Consider the following 18,470-nt stretch of genomic DNA (forward strand, 5'->3'; position numbering starts at 1 on the left):
CGGTAATCGCTTACCGCTGCTGGAATCTTGCCCACAGGTTCGGGTTAAACAGCGTGTTCGATCTGTTCATCCAGCAGTTGTGGAATAATATCGGCAGCATCCCGGGAAAGTTTACGTCTTTTTACGGCTCGGGATGGAGGCTGGCACAAACTACAGGCGAAGCTGCCCGCAGGCTGATGCGCGTGGGTAATAAAATTGCCGTCACAGCAGTTGCAGCGCGACAATTCAAGCATGCCGCTTTCAACAAAACGCACCAGCGTCCAGGCGCGGGTCAGCGCCAGCAGAGGTCCCTCTTCCTGCTGCGGGCATTGCTCAAGGTAAAGTTTGTAGGCTTTGATCACGGCATCAACGCCGCTGCATAACCCCGTTTTAAGCAGGTACTGCCAGGCGTTACAGAACATGGAAGCATGAATGTTCTGCTCCCAGGTCATGAACCAGTCAGTGGAAAACGGCAGCATGCCTTTTGGCGGCGGGCTACCACGCAGTTCTTTGTACAGCTTGATCAGACGACCACGGCTCAACTGCGTCTCGCTTTCCAGCATTTGTAAACGCGCGCCCAGCGTGATGAGTTCCATTGCCAGCTGGATATCACGGGCTTCCTGAACAATGCTTTTTTCGCTCATTGTTAAGCCCTTTTCTTCCGGGCTACGTCATCAGGCTGGCTGATTTCGTTGAGCAGACGGGTGGAGAGAAGAATACCGGTGTGGATTTGTTGCAGATCGTCCACGCGAGATTCCTGAGTCAGACGCGTAATGGTCTGCGGGTCATCAAAACGGAACTGGCAGACAAGTTGATTGGTTTCAGCCAGCTTGACCATTTGCGGGAGGGTTAATCCACCCAGCATGGTTGCCATCTCTTCGTTAACACCCAGACGAAACATCGCTGACGGTTTGTCCTGACTAATCAAACGCTGCGCGAGCAATAAATACGACAAATTGATGTCATAAATATGTTTTAGCAACTCGGATGTATGCATTTTTCCCATCCCGAATAACCAACTATTATTTTTATGCGGAAAGACCGCACCCCGTGATGTCGCCGGGAAATCACCCGGTATAAAAAGAAAAGGCCAAATGCATAGTTGAATTTAGGTTTGTACGTCGTAAAGCGCGTGACCGGTTAACATGGCCAAAATGTCGGTTACACATTTTATCTTTTCTTACAAATAACTAAGATTTTTCCTAATTCGACGCAAACTCTACTCGTCAGTTTTGACACATACAATGCAGCCCCCCCTGGAATTTAAAAAAATGTGATCTTCGTCACATAATTTACGCGAATGTAACCCATAAATCCATCAGCGCGACTTGTAATTTGACTGTTTATTGAGCAACCGAAGCTTGGTTATATTCTTATGGAACGAATACTCATGCAGAGGGATGAGTGGATCGGGTATGAAAATTGCTATGTCGGAGAAGCGCTGCCCTTCCGCGTCTGAACGGGCGCGAACGTCAGGGAACAGCCAGATTTAATTAAGTAAAAACAGCAGGTTAAGCTTTCAATTCGAGACAGGAGCTTCCATGGGTCAGCATCACGCTTGCGTTGACGATCGGTTAACGCGATTTAACAGCACGGAAGGCTAAATGTGTGATTTACGTTAAGTTGTTAATTACTTTCATTTTGCGCTCCCATTTCGTTATTCTTCTTATAAGAATAATTAATGAATAATTATGATAAGGTTCACACTATTGTCGCATGTAGCTCTTGCAGAAGCGGCAGATTCGCGGTAAAGCTTAAGAAACGTGTCATTTTGACATAAAAGGAGTGTGTGATGAGTTACTCCCATCTTCTTGTTTCTGTTGCGGTTTCCCCAGAAAGTCATCAACTCGTCGCCCGTGCCGTTTCCATTGCCCGCCCGAACAACGCCCGCATAAGTCTGATCACCCTGGCAGCTGAACCCGAAATGTATAACCAACTGGCAGCGCCTATGCTGGAAGATATTCGTGAGGTTCTTCAGGAAGAAACGCAGCAATTTCTGCGCGAGCTGGTTGAGCGGGCAAACTATCCTGTCCATCAGACGGTGATAGCCACCGGGGAATTAAGTGAACATATTCTCGACATTTGTCGCAAACAGAATATTGATTTGGTCATTTGCGGAAATCATAACCAGAGCTTTTTTTCCCGGGCGGCATGCTCGGCAAAATCCATCGTTTCGTCAAGCCAGGTGGATGTCCTGCTGGTGCCTCTCGGGGGCAATTAATGCCCCCGAAGGAAATCAGGCGAGTTTAGGGAAGGTCGCGATCTTTTTTTGCAGATCACCTTCCTGACTTTGCGGCTGGATCGCGCGCAAATCGTCAATAAAACGCGCCTGCCAGCGGTTGATATCATTCTTGACGATGGTCTCCATCATTTCCGAATGACGTGAAATGCGTTCCGCAAGCGGCATGGTTAACGCGCGATTCAGGGCATTTGCCACGTCATCGCGATCGTAAGGGTTCACAATCAGCGCTGAGGTTAACTCGTTTGCCGCACCGGCAAATTGGGACAGCACCAGCACGCCCGGGTCAGCAGGATCTTGTGCTGCTACATACTCTTTTGCCACCAGATTCATCCCGTCGCGCAGCGGCGTGACCAGCCCGACGTCCGCATAGCGGAACACTTTCATCAGGATTTTGCGCTCAAAATGCTGATTCAGATAGAAAAGTGGAGTCCAGCCGAGCTGGCCATAGCGCCCGTTGATGCGCCCTGCTTCGGTCTCAAGCTGGTGACGAATATCCTGGTAGGCCTGAACCTCACCGCGCGAGGTCGGCGCTATCTGGGTGTAGCGGATCTTGCCATGATGCTGCGGGAATTTATCCAGCAGGGTTTCATAGGCGAGGAATCGCTCCGGCAACCCTTTGGAATAATCCAGTCGTTCAACCGAAAAGATATTCTTAACGTGCTTGAGTTCGTCCTTGAGCTGGGCAAGCTTCGGCGGCAGCGGACCGGAGGCCTGCTCGGCAATTTCGTCTGGCTCAATACCGATCGGGTAGACTTCGGTATGGAAATTTCGTCCCCACGCGGTATGAGATTTACCGCCGTGAGTGACCAGCCGGGTTTTGCCCGATACGCTGTCGAGGAAGGCCAGCCTGTCATTTTCCGTCTGGAAACCGAGCAGGTCGTAATCTGATAGCGCCTCCAGGATCTCCTCGTGCTGCGGCAGCGCCGTAAAGATCTCCGGGGTCGGGAACGGAATATGCAGGAAGAAACCGATTCGGTTATTCACACCCCGTTTCCGCAACTCCCTGGCGAAGGGCAGCAGATGATAATCGTGGATCCATAAGATATCGTCTTCTTCGATCAGCGGCAGTAGTTTATCTGCCAGCAGCGCGTTGACGCGCATGTAGCCTTCATAGGATTCACGCTGGAATTTCACCAGATCCAGACGATAGTGAAACGCTGGCCACAGCACGGCGTTTGAGAACTCGGAATAATATTCATCATAGTCCTTCTCGCTAAGGGCGAAGGAGGCCCACGTGATATTGCCCCGTGACACCTTTTTTAGCGGTTTCTCTTCGTTACTGATTTCCCCGCTCCAGCCAAACCAGAGACCACCCGCGGCTTTGAGGGCACCTAATACCCCGACCGCCAGGCCACCGGCACTGGCTTTTTTATCATCCGGCGGTGCGATGCGATTAGAGACGACGACTAAGCGACCCATAATGATTTCTCCCGTTGTTTTGCGCTATTTGTTGTTGTTGCTGGTTAGCGACGTCAGATATCCACTGCCAGACGCTGGCGACATTATCCAGCCGCCATCCGGCAATGGTTTCACCAGATCCAACCTTGACAGACATGCCCTGGGCCTGGTTTACCACCCTGAACCCGGCCTCGTCGGTCAGGTCATCCCCAAAAAAGACTGGCGTACGCCCTTTGAACGGCGCTTCCGCCATAAACGCTGCAATGGCAGCGCCTTTGTTAATTCCTGCCGGTTTAATCTCGACCACACATTTACCCGGCTGTAACGCCAGCTCCGGATGGGCTTCGGCCACGCTTCTTGCTATCGAAAATATCGCCGCCTCATGATGGGGCGCCTGACGGTAGTGCAGCGCAAAAGCCATGCCTTTGGCTTCCAGTTCCGTACCGGGAAGCATTTCCAGAGCCGAAGAGAGTTGCGCATGCAGCGCCTGAATCAGCGTGTCGGGGAGTGAAACTATATGCAGTTGATCATGGATATCGCGGCGCTCCGCTCCGTGCACACCGGCCAGCGGAAAGTGATAAGGACTGGCGAGCACGTCCAGCTCGGCCATTGAGCGCCCTGAAATCAATGCCAGTGCCCCCTCGTTCTGTCGGGAGAGCTGCTGCAAATTCTCTAACACCGTGTCCGGTACAACAACGTCATCCGGATGCGGTTCAATCCCGGCGAGCGTCCCGTCGAGGTCAAAAAAGAAAGCAAATTTTCCGGGCAGTACAGGCGGTGCGGTTAACAAGTCAGCCACCCTAATCCTCCTTACAGTGAACAAAACAGCCATGTAAGTATAGACAGTGTGACGGTGCTCGCCATTTAGCAACCGGCCCGTCAACAAAACTGGCGGGCCGGTCAGGGGGTCAACTATGGTTAATAGTTGAGCAGGTTAGTGGCTAAAAATAAATCAGACGGTACGCTTCGCTTTTTGCTTGTAACGGTCGAAGATCACCGCTGCCAGCAGGATCAGGCCGCGTACGACGTACTGAGAGAACGGAGAAATATTGAGCAGGTTCATGGCGTTCTCCACGGTCCCCAGAATCAGGATCCCCGCCACCACATATGAGATTTTTCCGATGCCGCCCTTGAGGGAAACGCCCCCCAAAACGCAGGCTGAGATGACGATCAGCTCATAACCAATGGAGGTCATAGGCTGGCCGCTGGTCATGCGCGACGCCAGAATAATCCCCGCCGCCGCCGATACCAGCCCGGAAAGCACGAAGATAATGATCTTGGTCCGTACGACCGGGACACCCGCCAGACGCGCCGCCTCTTCATTGCCGCCAATCGCCAGGGTATTTCGGCCAAAGGTGGTGCGGTTGAGCAGGAAACCGAACAGGATCAAACAGCCTACCGTCAGCCAGATTGGCGCAGGCAGCCCCAGCCAGTTGGCATAGCCCAGCGTGAAGAAACGCTCGTCTTCAATCCCCACGGCTTTCCCGTCGGAGATGATATAGGCCAGACCGCGCACGATTTGCATGGTCGCCAGCGTCGTAATCAGGGCGTTAATCTTCAGGCGCGCAATGACAAACCCGTTCACCAGGCCGCTCAACACGCCGAGCAGCAGCCCGGCCAGCACGCCGATCCACAGGCTTTCGGTCATGTTGATCACCACGGCAGTGGTGACGCCTGCACAGGCAATCACCGAGGCGACCGACAGGTCAAAATCACCGGAGGCCAGGCAGAACAGCATTCCGCAGGCCACCATGCCGGACATGGAGATAGCCAGCCCCAGCCCCTTCATATTGATGAACGTGGCGAAGTTCGGCACAAAAATCGCGCAGGCGACGAAGAGGGCAGCAAAGACCACCAGCATGCCGTACTGGTCCCAGATGCGGCCAAAACTGAAAGCCGACTTCGGCGCTCCGGATGTAGTAACAGAGGACATCATTGACTCCTTACTCAGGCGACAGCCTGGCTAACTTTAGGCATGGCGAGACTCAACGCCTGTTGTTCATTCGCCTGTTCATGCAGCAATTCACCGGCAATATCGCCTTCACGCATCACTACAATGCGGTCGGCGACGCCCAGCACCTCGGGCAGATCGCTGGAGGCGAACAGGACCGCCACACCACGTTTTGCCAGTTCATAGATGACGTTATAGATTTCGTGTTTCGCTCCCACGTCAATACCGCGCGTTGGTTCATCCAGCAAAATGACCTTCATATCTTCCGATAGCCAGCGCCCCAGAATGGCTTTTTGCTGGTTACCGCCGGACAGGTTCATGATCAGCTGTTCAGCGCCGGGGGTTTTAATGTTCAGCGAACGGATATGGTGATCCGCGTTGCTCGCCTCCCAGCCGTCGTTAATCAGACATCCCGCGCGGATAAACTTGCGCCGGGCAGAGATGTTGATGTTGTCGCGCACCGAGTGCACCGGAATAATGCCCTCCGCCTTTCGATCCTCCGGGCAGAGCATAATCCCCGCGTTAATCGCCTGCGCAGGCTTCTGAATATCGACCTTTTTCCCGTCGACGAAAACCTGGCCCTGGGTTATGCGCGTCCCGCCAAACAGCCCTTTCATCAGCTCGCTGCGCCCTGCCCCCACAAGGCCAAACAGCCCGACGATTTCGCCGCTGCGCACCGAGAGTGAAATGGGCGTGCGCACGCCTGGGGCTTTGACGTTATCCAGACGCAGACGCTCCGGGCCATACTCACGCGGTTTCCAGTGGTAAATGTCCCCCAGATCGCGTCCGACCATCGCCTGCACCAGCTGATCGTGATTAACCTGCTGCATATCGGTGAAGGTGCGCACGTAGCGTCCATCTTTAAACACGGTGATGGCATCGCTTAAGGCAAAAATCTCTTCCATACGGTGAGAAACGTACAGAATGATGCGGCCCTCTTTGCGCAGCTCGCGGATCACGCGAAAGAGATTTTCTATTTCACGCGCCGAGAGCGAGCTGGTTGGCTCATCGAAGGCGATAATTTTGGCGTTACGCGCCAGCGCTTTGGCAATTTCCACCATCTGCCACTGGCCGATGGAGAGATACTTAAGGGGCGTTTGCGGATCGACATCCAGCCCAAGGTGCTTGAGCTGCAAGCCCGCTTCATAATTGAGCAGCGAGCGGTTGACCACGCCGCTTTTATGCGGAAGCTGGCCCAGATAGATGTTCTCCGCCACGGTCATTTCAGGAATGAGATGCAGCTCCTGATAGATGATGGCGACGCCCGCATTTAACGCTGCCGTGGTGTCGGCAAAGGCCACCTCTTCGCCGCGAATAGCCAGCGTGCCGGTGGTGGGCGTGTAGTTGCCGCTGAGAATTTTTAGCAGCGTGGATTTTCCCGCGCCATTCTCCCCCATCAGGGCGTGAACCTGGCCGGCATAGCAGTCGAAGCTGATATCGGTCAGCGCGTTTACACCGGGGAACGTTTTACCGATGCCGCGGAAAGAGAGATACGGATCAGACTGTTGCATAACGACTCCGTGATTCCTGTAGTGTGTACGTCTGGCCCCTCACGGTGAGGGAGGGGCGCAATCACAGCGTATTACTTACCGCCCAGTCCTTTTTTCGCCAGCTCCTCTTTGAAGTTATCGCGGGTGATCAGCACCACATCGGTCACTTCAGTGAATTTCGGCGGTTCAGCCCCTTTGGTCACCCAGTTGTAGAGCATTTCGCTGGATTTATAGCCGTGGACATCCGGGCTTGGCAGCAGTGAGCCATAGAAGCCGGTCGCCTGCGCTTTAGACAGTTCGCTCACGGCGTCAACGCCGTTAATGCCGATCCCGATCACGTTCGGTGCTTTAAAGCCCTGGCCTTCCGTTGCACGCACGCCGCCCAGTACGGTGTTGTCGTTCATCCCCACCACCAGCCAGTGCTTCACTTCCGGATGCTGGACGAGCATGGAGTTCGCCGCATCAAAGGCGCCCGGAATATCGTTGGATTTGGTCGGGACTTTGTAGATCTGTTTTTCCGGGAAGCCAGCCGCTTTCAGGGCGTCCATGGACCCGGTGGTACGACGACGGGCGGTGTCCAGCTCGTCTGCGGTAATAGCCATCACGGCGGTCTCTTTGACATCCCAGCCGCGTTTTTGCATCTCTTTATAGAGCTCCTGGCCCTGACGCTCACCGATTTTAGTGGCCGCCATCATTACCAGCGGAACGGTATCCATCGGTTTGCCTTTGGCATTCACGAACTGATCGTCCACCGCAATCACTTTCATGTCGTAACCGCGCGCTTTCGCGGCAATCGCTGACCCCAGTTTTGGATCCGGCGTACAGATAACGAAACCTTTCGCACCGCTGGCCGCCAGGCTATCAATGGCGTTCAACGTTTTCTCACCGTCAGGTACAGCGATTTTAATTACCTCAAATCCCAAATCTTTTCCGGCTTTATCAGCAAATTTCCATTCGGTCTGGAACCACGGTTCTTCAGGCTGTTTAACCAGAAAACCGAGCTTTAAATTTTCAGCGATAGCGGATTGTGACATAACGGCAGCCAGGCCGATGGCCGCCAGCGCTTTAGTAAATTTGTGCATGGTAAACTCCAGCTTAAGCATTCTTATCTGTAGGGAATAATGGCGAACAACTTATTTAATCGGACTTAAAACAAGGCATTAGCGCTTACCTTGTTATAAGCGTTATTGCTGGAGATAGTTTTAGCGGGAAATTAATCATCCATAAGAGAGCGACATCACACCGCAGAATTACAGTAATTGCGTACATAAATTCAGCGAAAAATGACATAAAAAAGGACGTAATTGTCCTACAAATGGAAAGGAGTTAAGCAGGATTATCCATAAGGTCAGCTAAGAAATCCCTGTAAGCCGGACGCCTTAGCGTCCGGCAGAAAATTTACCAGCGGTAATAGATGTGTTCAGCATGATCGCGCACGGGGGCGTCGACACCCAACAAACGAGCAGAGAGCGTCAGCGCAAAGTCAAAAGCGTGCCCCAGCCCCTTGCCGCTGATGAGGTTATTATCCTCCACGACCGGCGCATCTACATATACTCCATCATCAACGCTCTGCCACAGATCGCCGGAACAGACGTAGCGGCGCCCCTTCAGTAGCCCGTTACCGCCCAGCACCCGCGCGGCCGCAGAGCAGATCGGGCAGATAAGTTTGCCGTGCTCGTCATGCGCGGAAACAAAGCGGATCACCTCCTGGTTAGCAGCAAGATTGACGCTCCCCTGCGGCCCACCGGGCAACACGACCGCGTCATACAGCCTATTAATGCGCTCCGTTAACGTACTGTCAGCCACCATGGGGATATTATGGTAACTCACTACCGCACGGGACTCCGCGCAGGCCAGCGTCTCCACCTCAATCTGTAAACGCCGCAGAATATCAATAGTGATAATCGCTTCTGCTTCTTCAAAACCAGGTGCCAGCAGCACCGCAACGTTAGCCATCATAAACCTCAAATAATGAAACAATGTAAAACATCGTTTCATTTTCTCGCGTTATCAGATCACAATCTTGCGCCGCGATCACAGAACCGTATATTGAGTGAAAATTGATTTAGCTCAAATTTGATACGACAGGATATATTTGCAAATATTATTTCTGATTTATCACTTTTACAGAATTTCCCGCCAAAGAACATTTCCTGAAACGATAAAAATGAGCAAAATTGATTTTATACCCTTTTAAATCAACACGTTATATAATTACCAATCTCGTAACCTTCTTTCTATTCTGGGCTATATTTAAATTTGTAATCTATGGTAAACACAGCCCAATTAAGAGTTTTCTTAAGTCGAAGAGAAGCGTATGCTTATTTAAATCGAACACAGGAAGTGAATTTTCGAGTTTTTACCTTGCAGAAATCTATTTCTGCCATTCAATCGTCAATACCTGCCGGGTCAGGTTAAGTAGCGGACATCAAGTCCCACAGTCAATAAGGATATGAGAATGACTACCCAAACGATGATGCAAAAACTGAATGCCCAGATGAACCTGGAGTTTTATGCTTCAAATCTGCATCTGCATTTGAGCGCGTGGTGTTCCAGAAAAAGCCTCAACGGCACTGCCACCTTCTTTCGTACTCAGGCGCAAAGTAACGTCACGCACATGATGCGTGTCTTTAACTTTTTGAAAGCTGTCGGGGCAAACCCTACCGTCAAAGAGCTTGAAACGATTGAAGATAATTACACTTCTCTGGAAGAACTGTTCCAGAAAACGCTCGAAGAGTATGAGCAACGCTGTGCGAAGCTGAGCAAACTGGCTGATGAAGCCAAAGCGCAACGGGACATCATTACCCTCACGTTTTTACGCGATATGGACAGAGAGCAGCAGCAGGATGGCATGCTGCTGAAGACGCTCGCAGATGAAATCCGCAACGCGAAACGTGCGGGGATTTGTCTGGAGCAGACGGACCGCCATCTTCTCGACATAGCTACCGTGCAACACCACTAAGTCCCTTCACCCGCTCCCGTCAGGGGGTGGGTACCAACTCCCTGCTTTTGCTGACATTTAACAAATCAGATCTTGCTCCCAATGAATAACCACACATCGTGTAATGATTTGTTTAATTACATTCATTGACGAGGGAGCATCATGATCACCATTGAGTTTATTGTCATTATCCTCTGCCTGCTGATAGGCACCCGCTTCGGCGGGATGGGCCTGGGGCTGATAAGCGGTATCGGCCTGTTTATTTTAAGTTTTGTCTTTGGTCTGCAACCCGGTAAACCGCCCGTTGACGTGATGCTCACAATCCTCGCCGTCATCGGCTGTGCGGCCACGCTACAGACCGCCGGTGGCCTTAATGTAATGATGCAGTTTGCAGAGCGCCTGCTGCGTAAACATCCCCAACACATCACCCTTCTCGCACCGTTTACCACCTGGATGTTGACCTTCCTCTGCGGGACCGGTCACGTCGTCTACACCATGTTTCCCATTATCGCGGATATCGCCCTGAAAAAAGGCATTCGCCCGGAACGGCCGATGGCGGTGGCCTCGGTGGCCTCTCAGATGGCGATCACCGCCTCCCCCGTTTCCGTGGCCGTCGTTTCGCTGGTCTCGATTCTGGGTGCGCAGCACGGCATCGGTCACGCGTGGGGGATCCTCGAAATCCTCGCCGTTTCCGTACCGGCCTCACTGTCTGGCGTCGCCATTGCGGCACTGTGGAGCCTGCGCCGGGGGAAAAACCTCGCAGACGATACTGAATTTCAGGAAAAGCTGAAAGATCCGAAACAGCGGGAGTTTATCTATGGAGGAACGGAGACGTTGATGGATCAGCGTTTCCCGAAACAGGCCTACTGGTCAACGTGGATCTTCTTCGCCGGGATTGCCGTTGTGGTCCTGCTGGGTGCGCTGCCCGAGCTGCGTCCGGCGTTTGAGATCAAAGGCAAAATGACGGCCCTGTCGATGAACCTTGTCATTCAAATGATGATGCTGATCGCCGGGGCCATCATGCTGATGACCTGCAAGGTGAATGCGTCGGCCATTTCAAACGGGGCGGTATTTAAGGCGGGGATGGTCGCGATTTTCTCGGTGTTTGGCGTGGCGTGGATGAGCGATACCTTTTTTCAGGCGCATCTCGACGAGCTAAAAATGGCGCTGGAGGGGGTGGTGAAGAGTCATCCCTGGACGTATGCCATCGTGCTGTTCCTGGTATCAAAACTGGTCAACAGCCAGGCTGCGGCCTTGACCGCGGTCGCCCCGATGGGGTTGATGCTGGGCATCGATCCGAAAATGCTGGTGGCCTTCTTCCCGGCATCCTACGGCTACTTTGTGCTGCCGACCTATCCGAGCGATCTGGCCTGTATCGGATTCGATCGCTCCGGTACCACCCGCATCGGTAAATTCATCATCAACCACAGCTTTATTCTGCCGGGGCTGATTGGCGTCAGCTGTGCCTGCGTGGTGAGCTATCTGCTGGTGCAGACGTTCTTCTGATCCTTCTGCGGGCGACAGGCTTTGTCGCCCTTCGACGTAAAAGCAGAAAAGGGTTTCTAATTTTAAAACATCGGTTTATTTTAGTGTGACTCACCCTGCGGTGTGAAGCGGAGTTCAATCAGCGCAATCGCTTTCTGGATCGCGCGGAGCGTAACCGGGTCCGCCGCAGCAGGATGGTTGGTGAAATCGATGTTTTTCAGTTGGGTCGACATCTTTTCGCGTACCTCAACCGGCGCGATAACGTCAATCACATCAAGGATTTGTTTGATAACCAGCTGGCAGGCGACGACGTCAGATACCAGTTCCTGATCGGCGCTCAGGTTTTGTGACATAGGGTTCTCCTTATTCAAAGGCCGCCATAGTAGCAAAACAGACGCCCTTCCATCTCCCTCTCGTCGTCCGCAGACATAAAAAAACCTGCCGAAGCAGGTTTTTTTATCAGAACATCGCACCCGGTGGGACGTCTTTAAACGTTGTGCAGTAGTTTGCCCACATGCTTTTCAGGATTTTGCGCAGTTTCATTATGTTGCTCCAGTAACGTGTTATGCAGGTGTTATTGTCAATACGCTTATAATATGACCACCATCACAAAAATCAACCATTTTGTGACCTACATCACGGTTATTAAACCCTCAGTGCTGCTGGTTTGTTAAAAAAAGCCATGATAAATCCGCACGTTACAGGCTTATAAATTCCAGTAAATGTTTATAAAATTTTTTGAGCGGGCAGGAAGAGAATGAGTGAAAACGTATCCGGCAAAGAGAGCCGTGGATTATCGCCTGCGGCGCTGCTGGTGGCCGGTGCTTTCTTTATGGAATTTCTGGACGGGACGGTGATTGCCACCGCGCTGCCGGACATGGCAAAAAGCTTCGGCGTACAGGCCGTGGATCTGAATATCGGCATCAGCGCCTACCTGATCACCCTGGCCGTGCTGATCCCCGCCAGCGGCTGGATCGCCGACCGCTTCGGTGCGCGAAAAGTGTTTGCCCTCGCGCTGGCAATCTTCACGCTGGCCTCGGTATTTTGCGGCCTGTCCACCACGCTCGATCAGTTCGTCGCGATGCGCGTCCTTCAGGGCATGGGTGGCGCGCTGATGGTGCCCGTGGGTCGCCTGGCCGTGCTACGCACCACGCCAAAACATCAGCTCATCACGGCAATCGCCACCCTGACGTGGCCTGCGCTGGTCGCGCCGATCATCGGCCCGCCGCTGGGTGGGTTCATTACCAGCTATGCCGACTGGCGCTGGATCTTCTTTATTAACGTGCCGCTGGGGATAATCGCCATTTTGCTGGCACTGCGCATCATTCCAGACCTGCATGAAGATACGCGCCGACCGTTTGATTTACCGGGTTTTGTTGTCACCACCCTTGCCATGGTGAGCCTGGTTTATGCGATGGAGTTGATGGGCGCAGAGCCACTGCGGACAGGATTAACCGCCACGCTGTTTATCGTCGGTATCGTCGCGTTAAGTCTGGCACTGCGTCACTTTAAGCGGGCAACCTGGCCGATGATCAGACTCGATGCGATGCAGGTGCCGACGTTTCGCGTCACCCTGTACGGCGGATCGCTGTTTCGCGCCTCCATCAGCGCGGTTCCGTTCCTGTTACCGCTGATGTTCCAGGTCGGCTTTGGCATGGACGCGTTCCATTCGGGCCTGCTGGTGCTGGCGGTTTTCGTTGGCAATCTCACCATTAAACCGGCGACGACGCCGCTTATCCGCAGCCTGGGGTTTAAGCGGCTGTTGCTGATTAACGGTGCGTTGAATGTCCTGGCGTTGCTGGCCTGCGCGTTTCTGACGCCGCAGACGCCCGCGTGGCTCGTCATGCTGATCCTCTATCTGGGCGGCGTTTTCCGTTCGATTCAGTTTACAGCTATCAGTACGCTGGCTTTTGCGGATGTGCCATCGGTGCAGATGAGCTATGCCAATACTCTGTTTTCAACCGCAACGCAGCTTGCCGTGGGGCTTGGGATCACGCTCGGGGCGATTGGTATTCGTATCGGGGAAAAAGTCAGTGAGGCGATGGGGATTGCCGGCATGCCGGGAATGAGCTTCCGGCTGGCATTTGTGGCGATCGCACTAATCTGCCTGGTGGGAATGGTTGACACGCTGCGTCTGACCAAAGATGCAGGCAGCGCGGTCTCATCGAAAAAGTAACGCTATCTGCCGGGCAGGCAACGCACCGCCCGGCAAAACGGAATCAGCCAACAATACCGCGCACGAAGGCTTCGATCTCTTTGTCCTGGCAGTTCTCGAAGAAGCACTGCTGGAAGCGCTGGCCTGAGACGGCGGTTTTAACCAGCTCAGGATCGATTGCTCGCAGGGTATCCAGATAGTTTTCTTTCACCACCGCCGCTTTCACCTGGTTCAGGATCCCGGCGTTACGCACCTGCGGCTCTTTACGCTCTGGTGGATAACCTTCGCCATTGCGTCCGGTAAACGCTTTCTCAAAGATAAAGCGTACGTTCAGTTCTGCCCCCCAGCCGAAGCCCTTCGCAAAAGGCAGAGAAAGCGCGTTACCGTTGTTGATTTGCGCAAACAGGAAGGCATCCGCAGGATCGATGCAGTAACCGCAAATCACACCCGGATGGATGTTCAGGGACATCAACGCGCCCTGCCCGGTACCGCAGCCGGTGACAACAAAATCGACAGCTTTAGCGTTAAGCAGAATGCTCGCCATGATGCCCAGGTGAATATAAGTAAGATGATGATCGTTCTCATCACTCATACCGACGTTATAGACCGGGAAACCTTTCTCATCAGCAACGGCTTTCAGCTCATTAAGGATGATGGGATTTTTAGCGGCCTGGCTGTTTTCCATCATCAGTGCAATTTTCATCTTGTCTCTCCTGAATGCATGGCGGGCGATCCCGCTGTGGATACTTTTTCCACTTAACCTTACTATCAAACAAACACACTTTCAAATTAAGTGAAAACTTGTTTTAAAAAACAAAGATGCGCTCACAATTTCGCGCGGTGGCCCGGCTCGTTGCACAGTGAGAGGGCAGATCCTCCGGCTATTCCGGCCATTGCGTCACATCGCGTTGGTTACAATGGCGTATTTCCCGTCACGCAGAGTGAACCATGAAACGTGTAATCATAGCCGGAACGATCCTGTTGCTCGCCGGGTGCAGCATCAACCGTAAGGCAGAAATCAGCAGTACGGATGCCCCAAACGGAATTGTGCGCCTCGACTATGGCCAGGCCATGCTGCAAAACGCCTGGTCTGATGAGTATGTTAATAACGGTACGGCAACCAAAGCCTGTCAACATATGGGCTACGCCACCGCGTCAGCCTACGGGCAGCCAATTAAAACCTGCACCCTGATCAGCGGTTCACTCTGTCTGAACGAAAGTGTGACCATTCAGTATAAATGTCAGGGATATGCTGTTACCTCTTCCAGCCAGAATCCGTGGTATTAACCGCTACTGCCAGTCACGCTGGCAGTTTATTTAATAAGAACTAAAACAATTCTCATTAATAAATATAAATAGCGGCAATGCGTTTTATTCCCATTCGTATTTTTAATAAAGAAATATTTATTTTACTTTTTGCAAATAATTAAATAACAAATTATAGTGTCGCTCATCGTGAACCAGAATTAATAAACCGGAGCTGCACCATGTTAAAAACTGAAATGATCGACAAGCTCAATGCGCAAATGAACCTTGAGCTGTTTTCTTCCCTGCTTTATCAGCAGATGAGCGCCTGGTGCAGCTATCACAGCTTTGAAGGAGCGGCCGCCTTCCTGCGTCGTCATGCCCAGGAAGAGATGACGCACATGCAGCGTCTGTTTGATTACCTGACGGACACCGGCAGCCTGCCGCGTATTGATAACGTGGCATCCCCTTTTGCCGAATACGGCTCTCTTGATGAACTGTTCCGCGCCACCTATGAGCACGAACAGCTGATCACCCAGAAAATTAATGAACTGGCTCATGCCGCCATGACCAGCCAGGATTATCCAACCTTTAATTTCCTTCAGTGGTATGTGGCTGAACAGCACGAAGAAGAGAAGCTGTTTAAATCCGTACTGGATAAATTATCTCTGGCAGGTAAATCCGGGGAAGGTCTTTACTTCATTGATAAAGAGCTGTCGACGCTCGACACGCAGAATTAACAGAAAAGCGGTGCTGAGTTTTCAGCACCGTTTTATTTAATGACGGCAAATTTTACTTTCGTGAGTGGAAAATCCGTCTGCTGCCGGAATGAATTTTCCGCGCGCCGCCAGAAACGCCACCAGCTCCGCGGCCGTCATCTCTGAAGCTGAACAGGTATGGAAACGCGCCGCTTCGCCAAAGCGGGCATGTATCGCCTCAACCAGACTCTCCTCCGTATACCGCTCACCTGACTCAATCATCATATTCAGCACGTCGTGTCCGTGAATTGACATGGTTACCTCTCGTAAATAAAAAGCAGACTAAACGCTCCCTCCACGGCACGCTTTGCGCTGGCTCAGGTTACCCTTTTCTTTTTGTAAATTAATTTTTACATCCTATGTAACGGTGATTTGACGAGACGGGGCTTTTCCCTTACTCTGCGCCGCAGAATGAGTCGCGGTATGGAAGCGTTGTAGAGGAAAGCGTGAAGAACAGAACTCTGGGAAGTATTTTTATCGTTGCCGGAACGACAATTGGCGCAGGAATGTTGGCCATGCCGTTGGCTGCCGCTGGCGTCGGGTTTGGGGTTACCGTAGTGCTGCTGGGCGGTCTGTGGGCCCTGATGTGTTACACCGCGCTATTATTGCTGGAGGTTTATCAGCATGTCCCTGCCGATACTGGCTTAGGCTCCCTGGCTGCACGCTATCTTGGACGCTACGGGCAGTGGATCACCGGTTTCAGCATGATGTTCCTGATGTACGCCCTGACTGCCGCTTACATCAGCGGCGCCGGAGAGTTGATTGCGTCAAGTATCAATGACGGCTTCGGTGCGTCACTTTCACCGGAAACAGGCGCCATTGTCTTTACGCTGATTGGTGGCGGCGTGGTTTGTGCGGGCACATCGCTGGTCGATCTGTTTAACCGTTTTTTGTTCAGCGCCAAAATTCTTTTCCTTGTTGTGATGCTGGTGCTGCTGGCACCGCATGTTCACAAGATTAACCTGCTCTCCCTCCCGCTGGAGAAAGGTCTGGCGCTTTCGGCCATCCCGGTTATTTTCACCTCCTTCGGTTTTCACGGCAGCGTACCGAGCATCGTGAGCTATATGAACGGTGATATTCGCAAGCTACGCCGCGTCTTTGTTATCGGCAGCGCCATTCCGTTGATTGCTTACCTGTTCTGGCAGCTGGTAACCCTGGGCAGTATTGATTCCAATACTTTTATCGGCCTGATGGCAGAGCATTCTGGTCTGAATGGATTCCTGGTTGCCCTGCGTAACGTGGTGGCCTCTTCACACGTGGAGCTGGCGGTACATCTGTTTGCAGACCTGGCGCTGGCAACTTCCTTCCTCGGCGTGGCGCTTGGCCTGTTTGACTATATGGCGGATCTGTTCCAGCGGCGCAATACCGTTGCGGGACGCTTACAGACGGGGGCGATGACCTTCCTGCCGCCGCTGGCCTTCGCGCTCTTTTACCCGCGCGGGTTTGTGATGGCGCTGGGGTATGCCGGCGTGGCGTTATCGGTACTGGCCCTGCTGCTGCCTTCCCTGCTGGCGTGGAAGAGCCGCCAGCAACATCCGCAGCAGGGGTATCGCGTGGCGGGCGGTACGCCAATGCTGTGCGTGGTGTTTGGGTGCGGCGTGGCGATTATTCTGGTGCAGATTTTGATTGCAGCGGGGATGCTGCCGGAAGTGGGATAACTTATTTATACAGGTCCTGAGGTACTGTTCCGTTCACCTTAAGATCAACAGAATATAATTTTTTCACAGCATGTGAACGGGATAAGGGGGCCGCCGCGGCCCCCTTATCAATCCCCGCGGCCCCGCGGAAAATCGGTGCTTCGCACTGCGCTCACCTCCCGACCATCTGCCTGCGGTCGGCTCAACTCGACATCCTGTCTCGATTCGCCTCTGGCCGCCATCCATGGCGTCCAGCCCTTGTCATCTGGTCTCCGGTTCGCCGATTTTAGCGGGGACTCAACACCCGTGCCCAATTCAGGCCACAGTAATTAATGATTTAATGCAGGCAGCAGCTTTTAAACTTCTTCCCACTCCCGCACGGGCACGGGTCGTTACGCCCCACCTTCGACCCGTTCACGATCGGCTTTTTCGCTTCCGGCTGCTGCGGGTTAGCCACCCAGTAGTTATACAAGCGCAGCGCCGCAGGCTGAATGCTCTCGATGCTGGCCATATACTCCTCTTCGGTCAGCGCATCCAGCTTCTCGCTGTTCTCTTCCGTCCCGTGCAGGGCAATCACCGCCAGGTCCGCTTCCAGCGCTTCCGGCAGGGATGACCAGTCCGTCAGCGCCACGCCGCGCATGTAGCCATAGCACCACTCTTCCACCACGGTATAGCTCTGACCGTCAACGTCGTTATAGCCAAACAGCGGTTCAAACTGATCCGGGTATTCGCTCAAACGCTCGGCAATATCGTTCATGTGCTTAAAGCAGAGATCGATAAAACGGTTCATCTCACGATCGTTTTTCCAGCGAGGAATATATTTCTCACCACCCCAGACCGCCACCAGCCAGGTGTCGGGCTCCACCACAACGGGACCGGAAAGTACTGCGGTAAGCATGCCGTCCAGTTCGGACACGTCAATAACGGATGCATCGTCGTGACCGTAAGAGATTAATGTCTCTTCCAGCCACGCCATCTCGCTTTCATTTAATGGGCCTTCAGCCATTGCTGATACTCCTGATAAAAAAAACGATCCTGACATATATCGCCGCGCGTGCCTATCTGAAGTTTAGGTCTTTATTGCTGCAAAAACGTGCAAATCGTGACCGTTGCACAACTTATGGGCTTTGTTGTTAAGGAGATGTGATCTCCGCTGTAAATTCATATCATCCCGCAAAGGCGCATAAAA

20 protein-coding genes are annotated in these 18,470 nt (G+C 52.8%); 7 read left to right on the forward strand and 13 right to left on the reverse strand.

The features are described 5' to 3' along the window. Positions 1-44: 44 nt before the first annotated feature. Both flhC and flhD read right to left on the reverse strand, forming a co-directional pair. On the reverse strand, positions 45-623 hold the full coding sequence (gene flhC / locus DD597_RS15035) for a flagellar transcriptional regulator FlhC (RefSeq protein ID WP_003859695.1): 579 nt from the start codon (positions 621-623) through the stop codon (positions 45-47). 2 nt (positions 624-625) lie between these two features. Further along, positions 626-976, reverse strand: coding sequence for a flagellar transcriptional regulator FlhD (flhD, locus tag DD597_RS15040; RefSeq protein ID WP_210911807.1), 351 nt, complete (start codon positions 974-976; stop codon positions 626-628). 795 nt (positions 977-1,771) lie between these two features. Here flhD and uspC point away from each other — a divergent pair. Continuing rightward, positions 1,772-2,200 carry a universal stress protein UspC gene (gene uspC, locus DD597_RS15045; protein WP_003859692.1) on the forward strand — a complete coding sequence of 143 codons (429 nt, stop codon included), beginning with the start codon at positions 1,772-1,774 and terminating at the stop codon, positions 2,198-2,200. A 15-nt stretch (positions 2,201-2,215) separates the two neighbouring features. Here the strand turns inward: uspC and otsA are convergent, their stop codons facing one another. From otsA to DD597_RS15075, 6 genes are all read right to left on the reverse strand, one after another. Next, on the reverse strand, positions 2,216-3,640 hold the full coding sequence (otsA, locus tag DD597_RS15050; RefSeq protein ID WP_003859691.1) for an alpha,alpha-trehalose-phosphate synthase: 1,425 nt from the start codon (positions 3,638-3,640) through the stop codon (positions 2,216-2,218). Then, positions 3,615-4,418 carry a trehalose-phosphatase gene (gene otsB / locus DD597_RS15055; protein ID WP_003859690.1) on the reverse strand — a complete coding sequence of 268 codons (804 nt, stop codon included), beginning with the start codon at positions 4,416-4,418 and terminating at the stop codon, positions 3,615-3,617. Before otsB ends, otsA begins: the two co-directional genes overlap by 26 nt. A gap of 153 nt (positions 4,419-4,571) precedes the next feature. Beyond that, positions 4,572-5,552 carry an arabinose ABC transporter permease AraH gene (gene araH, locus DD597_RS15060; protein WP_003859689.1) on the reverse strand — a complete coding sequence of 327 codons (981 nt, stop codon included), beginning with the start codon at positions 5,550-5,552 and terminating at the stop codon, positions 4,572-4,574. A gap of 14 nt (positions 5,553-5,566) precedes the next feature. Beyond that, positions 5,567-7,081, reverse strand: a complete 1,515-nt coding sequence (araG, locus tag DD597_RS15065; RefSeq protein WP_129256348.1) for an L-arabinose ABC transporter ATP-binding protein AraG — start codon at positions 7,079-7,081, stop codon at positions 5,567-5,569. A 71-nt stretch (positions 7,082-7,152) separates the two neighbouring features. Continuing rightward, positions 7,153-8,142: an arabinose ABC transporter substrate-binding protein AraF gene (gene araF / locus DD597_RS15070; protein ID WP_129256349.1), complete on the reverse strand. Its 990-nt coding sequence runs from the start codon at positions 8,140-8,142 to the stop codon at positions 7,153-7,155. Between the two features lie 316 nt (positions 8,143-8,458). Next, complete coding sequence (locus DD597_RS15075; protein WP_023314363.1) at positions 8,459-9,016, reverse strand: DJ-1/PfpI family protein; 558 nt, start codon at positions 9,014-9,016, stop codon at positions 8,459-8,461. Positions 9,017-9,518: 502 nt separating this feature from the next. On the opposite strand from DD597_RS15075, the gene DD597_RS15080 reads away from it, so the two are divergent. Both DD597_RS15080 and DD597_RS15085 read left to right on the forward strand, forming a co-directional pair. After that, positions 9,519-10,022 (forward strand): non-heme ferritin-like protein, encoded by a 504-nt coding sequence (locus DD597_RS15080; RefSeq protein ID WP_032609548.1) that lies wholly within the window; start codon positions 9,519-9,521, stop codon positions 10,020-10,022. Positions 10,023-10,163: 141 nt separating this feature from the next. Next, entirely contained in the window at positions 10,164-11,507 is a 1,344-nt protein-coding gene (locus DD597_RS15085) for an anaerobic C4-dicarboxylate transporter (RefSeq protein ID WP_003859684.1), read from the forward strand. Positions 11,508-11,587: 80 nt separating this feature from the next. Here the strand turns inward: DD597_RS15085 and DD597_RS15090 are convergent, their stop codons facing one another. Further along, positions 11,588-11,839, reverse strand: a complete 252-nt coding sequence (locus DD597_RS15090; protein ID WP_003859683.1) for a DUF2766 family protein — start codon at positions 11,837-11,839, stop codon at positions 11,588-11,590. Positions 11,840-11,945: 106 nt separating this feature from the next. Continuing rightward, a complete protein-coding gene (azuC, locus tag DD597_RS15095) occupies positions 11,946-12,029 on the reverse strand; it encodes a stress response protein AzuC (protein ID WP_003859682.1) in 84 nt (27 codons plus the stop codon). Between the two features lie 214 nt (positions 12,030-12,243). On the opposite strand from azuC, the gene DD597_RS15100 reads away from it, so the two are divergent. Beyond that, a complete protein-coding gene (locus DD597_RS15100; protein WP_032609552.1) occupies positions 12,244-13,662 on the forward strand; it encodes an MFS transporter in 1,419 nt (472 codons plus the stop codon). Positions 13,663-13,705: 43 nt separating this feature from the next. Here DD597_RS15100 and DD597_RS15105 read toward each other — a convergent pair whose 3' ends face one another. Then, complete coding sequence (locus DD597_RS15105) at positions 13,706-14,344, reverse strand: RpiB/LacA/LacB family sugar-phosphate isomerase (protein WP_003859680.1); 639 nt, start codon at positions 14,342-14,344, stop codon at positions 13,706-13,708. Positions 14,345-14,589: 245 nt separating this feature from the next. On the opposite strand from DD597_RS15105, the gene yecR reads away from it, so the two are divergent. Both yecR and ftnA read left to right on the forward strand, forming a co-directional pair. Next, on the forward strand, positions 14,590-14,928 hold the full coding sequence (gene yecR, locus DD597_RS15110) for a YecR family lipoprotein (protein WP_129256350.1): 339 nt from the start codon (positions 14,590-14,592) through the stop codon (positions 14,926-14,928). A 200-nt stretch (positions 14,929-15,128) separates the two neighbouring features. Beyond that, on the forward strand, positions 15,129-15,626 hold the full coding sequence (gene ftnA / locus DD597_RS15115) for a non-heme ferritin (RefSeq protein ID WP_003859676.1): 498 nt from the start codon (positions 15,129-15,131) through the stop codon (positions 15,624-15,626). Between the two features lie 36 nt (positions 15,627-15,662). On the opposite strand, the gene DD597_RS15120 is transcribed toward ftnA, so the two are convergent. Continuing rightward, positions 15,663-15,899, reverse strand: a complete 237-nt coding sequence (locus DD597_RS15120; RefSeq protein WP_003859673.1) for a YecH family metal-binding protein — start codon at positions 15,897-15,899, stop codon at positions 15,663-15,665. Positions 15,900-16,090: 191 nt separating this feature from the next. Between DD597_RS15120 and tyrP the strand changes: the two genes are divergently transcribed. Then, the gene (tyrP, locus tag DD597_RS15125; RefSeq protein ID WP_032628311.1) at positions 16,091-17,302 is read left to right on the forward strand and encodes a tyrosine transporter TyrP; all 1,212 of its coding nucleotides are present in this window, start codon (positions 16,091-16,093) and stop codon (positions 17,300-17,302) included. Between the two features lie 316 nt (positions 17,303-17,618). On the opposite strand, the gene DD597_RS15130 is transcribed toward tyrP, so the two are convergent. Next, a complete protein-coding gene (locus DD597_RS15130) occupies positions 17,619-18,287 on the reverse strand; it encodes a YecA family protein (RefSeq protein WP_003859671.1) in 669 nt (222 codons plus the stop codon). Positions 18,288-18,470 lie beyond the last annotated feature (183 nt).

It is taken from the genome of Enterobacter cloacae complex sp. 677-3DZ2D5B (genome assembly GCF_004136695.1).
Classification (GTDB): Bacteria; Pseudomonadota; Gammaproteobacteria; order Enterobacterales; family Enterobacteriaceae; genus Enterobacter; species Enterobacter hormaechei_C.

Bases quoted from the DNA above. Each gene is read 5' to 3' on its own strand.
- DD597_RS15075 (WP_023314363.1), bottom strand. From the start codon at position 9,016: ATGGCTAACGTTGCGGTGCTGCTGGCACCTGGTTTTGAAGAAGCAGAA.
- DD597_RS15130 (WP_003859671.1), bottom strand. From the start codon at position 18,287: ATGGCTGAAGGCCCATTAAATGAAAGCGAGATGGCGTGGCTGGAAGAG.
- DD597_RS15085 (WP_003859684.1), top strand. From the start codon at position 10,164: ATGATCACCATTGAGTTTATTGTCATTATCCTCTGCCTGCTGATAGGC.
- flhD (WP_210911807.1), bottom strand. From the start codon at position 976: ATGCATACATCCGAGTTGCTAAAACATATTTATGACATCAATTTGTCG.
- flhC (WP_003859695.1), bottom strand. From the start codon at position 623: ATGAGCGAAAAAAGCATTGTTCAGGAAGCCCGTGATATCCAGCTGGCA.
- DD597_RS15080 (WP_032609548.1), top strand. From the start codon at position 9,519: ATGACTACCCAAACGATGATGCAAAAACTGAATGCCCAGATGAACCTG.
- DD597_RS15100 (WP_032609552.1), top strand. From the start codon at position 12,244: ATGAGTGAAAACGTATCCGGCAAAGAGAGCCGTGGATTATCGCCTGCG.
- araG (WP_129256348.1), bottom strand. From the start codon at position 7,081: ATGCAACAGTCTGATCCGTATCTCTCTTTCCGCGGCATCGGTAAAACG.
- DD597_RS15105 (WP_003859680.1), bottom strand. From the start codon at position 14,344: ATGAAAATTGCACTGATGATGGAAAACAGCCAGGCCGCTAAAAATCCC.
- azuC (WP_003859682.1), bottom strand. From the start codon at position 12,029: ATGAAACTGCGCAAAATCCTGAAAAGCATGTGGGCAAACTACTGCACA.
- uspC (WP_003859692.1), top strand. From the start codon at position 1,772: ATGAGTTACTCCCATCTTCTTGTTTCTGTTGCGGTTTCCCCAGAAAGT.
- DD597_RS15120 (WP_003859673.1), bottom strand. From the start codon at position 15,899: ATGTCAATTCACGGACACGACGTGCTGAATATGATGATTGAGTCAGGT.
- ftnA (WP_003859676.1), top strand. From the start codon at position 15,129: ATGTTAAAAACTGAAATGATCGACAAGCTCAATGCGCAAATGAACCTT.
- araF (WP_129256349.1), bottom strand. From the start codon at position 8,142: ATGCACAAATTTACTAAAGCGCTGGCGGCCATCGGCCTGGCTGCCGTT.
- araH (WP_003859689.1), bottom strand. From the start codon at position 5,552: ATGTCCTCTGTTACTACATCCGGAGCGCCGAAGTCGGCTTTCAGTTTT.
- yecR (WP_129256350.1), top strand. From the start codon at position 14,590: ATGAAACGTGTAATCATAGCCGGAACGATCCTGTTGCTCGCCGGGTGC.
- otsA (WP_003859691.1), bottom strand. From the start codon at position 3,640: ATGGGTCGCTTAGTCGTCGTCTCTAATCGCATCGCACCGCCGGATGAT.
- DD597_RS15090 (WP_003859683.1), bottom strand. From the start codon at position 11,839: ATGTCACAAAACCTGAGCGCCGATCAGGAACTGGTATCTGACGTCGTC.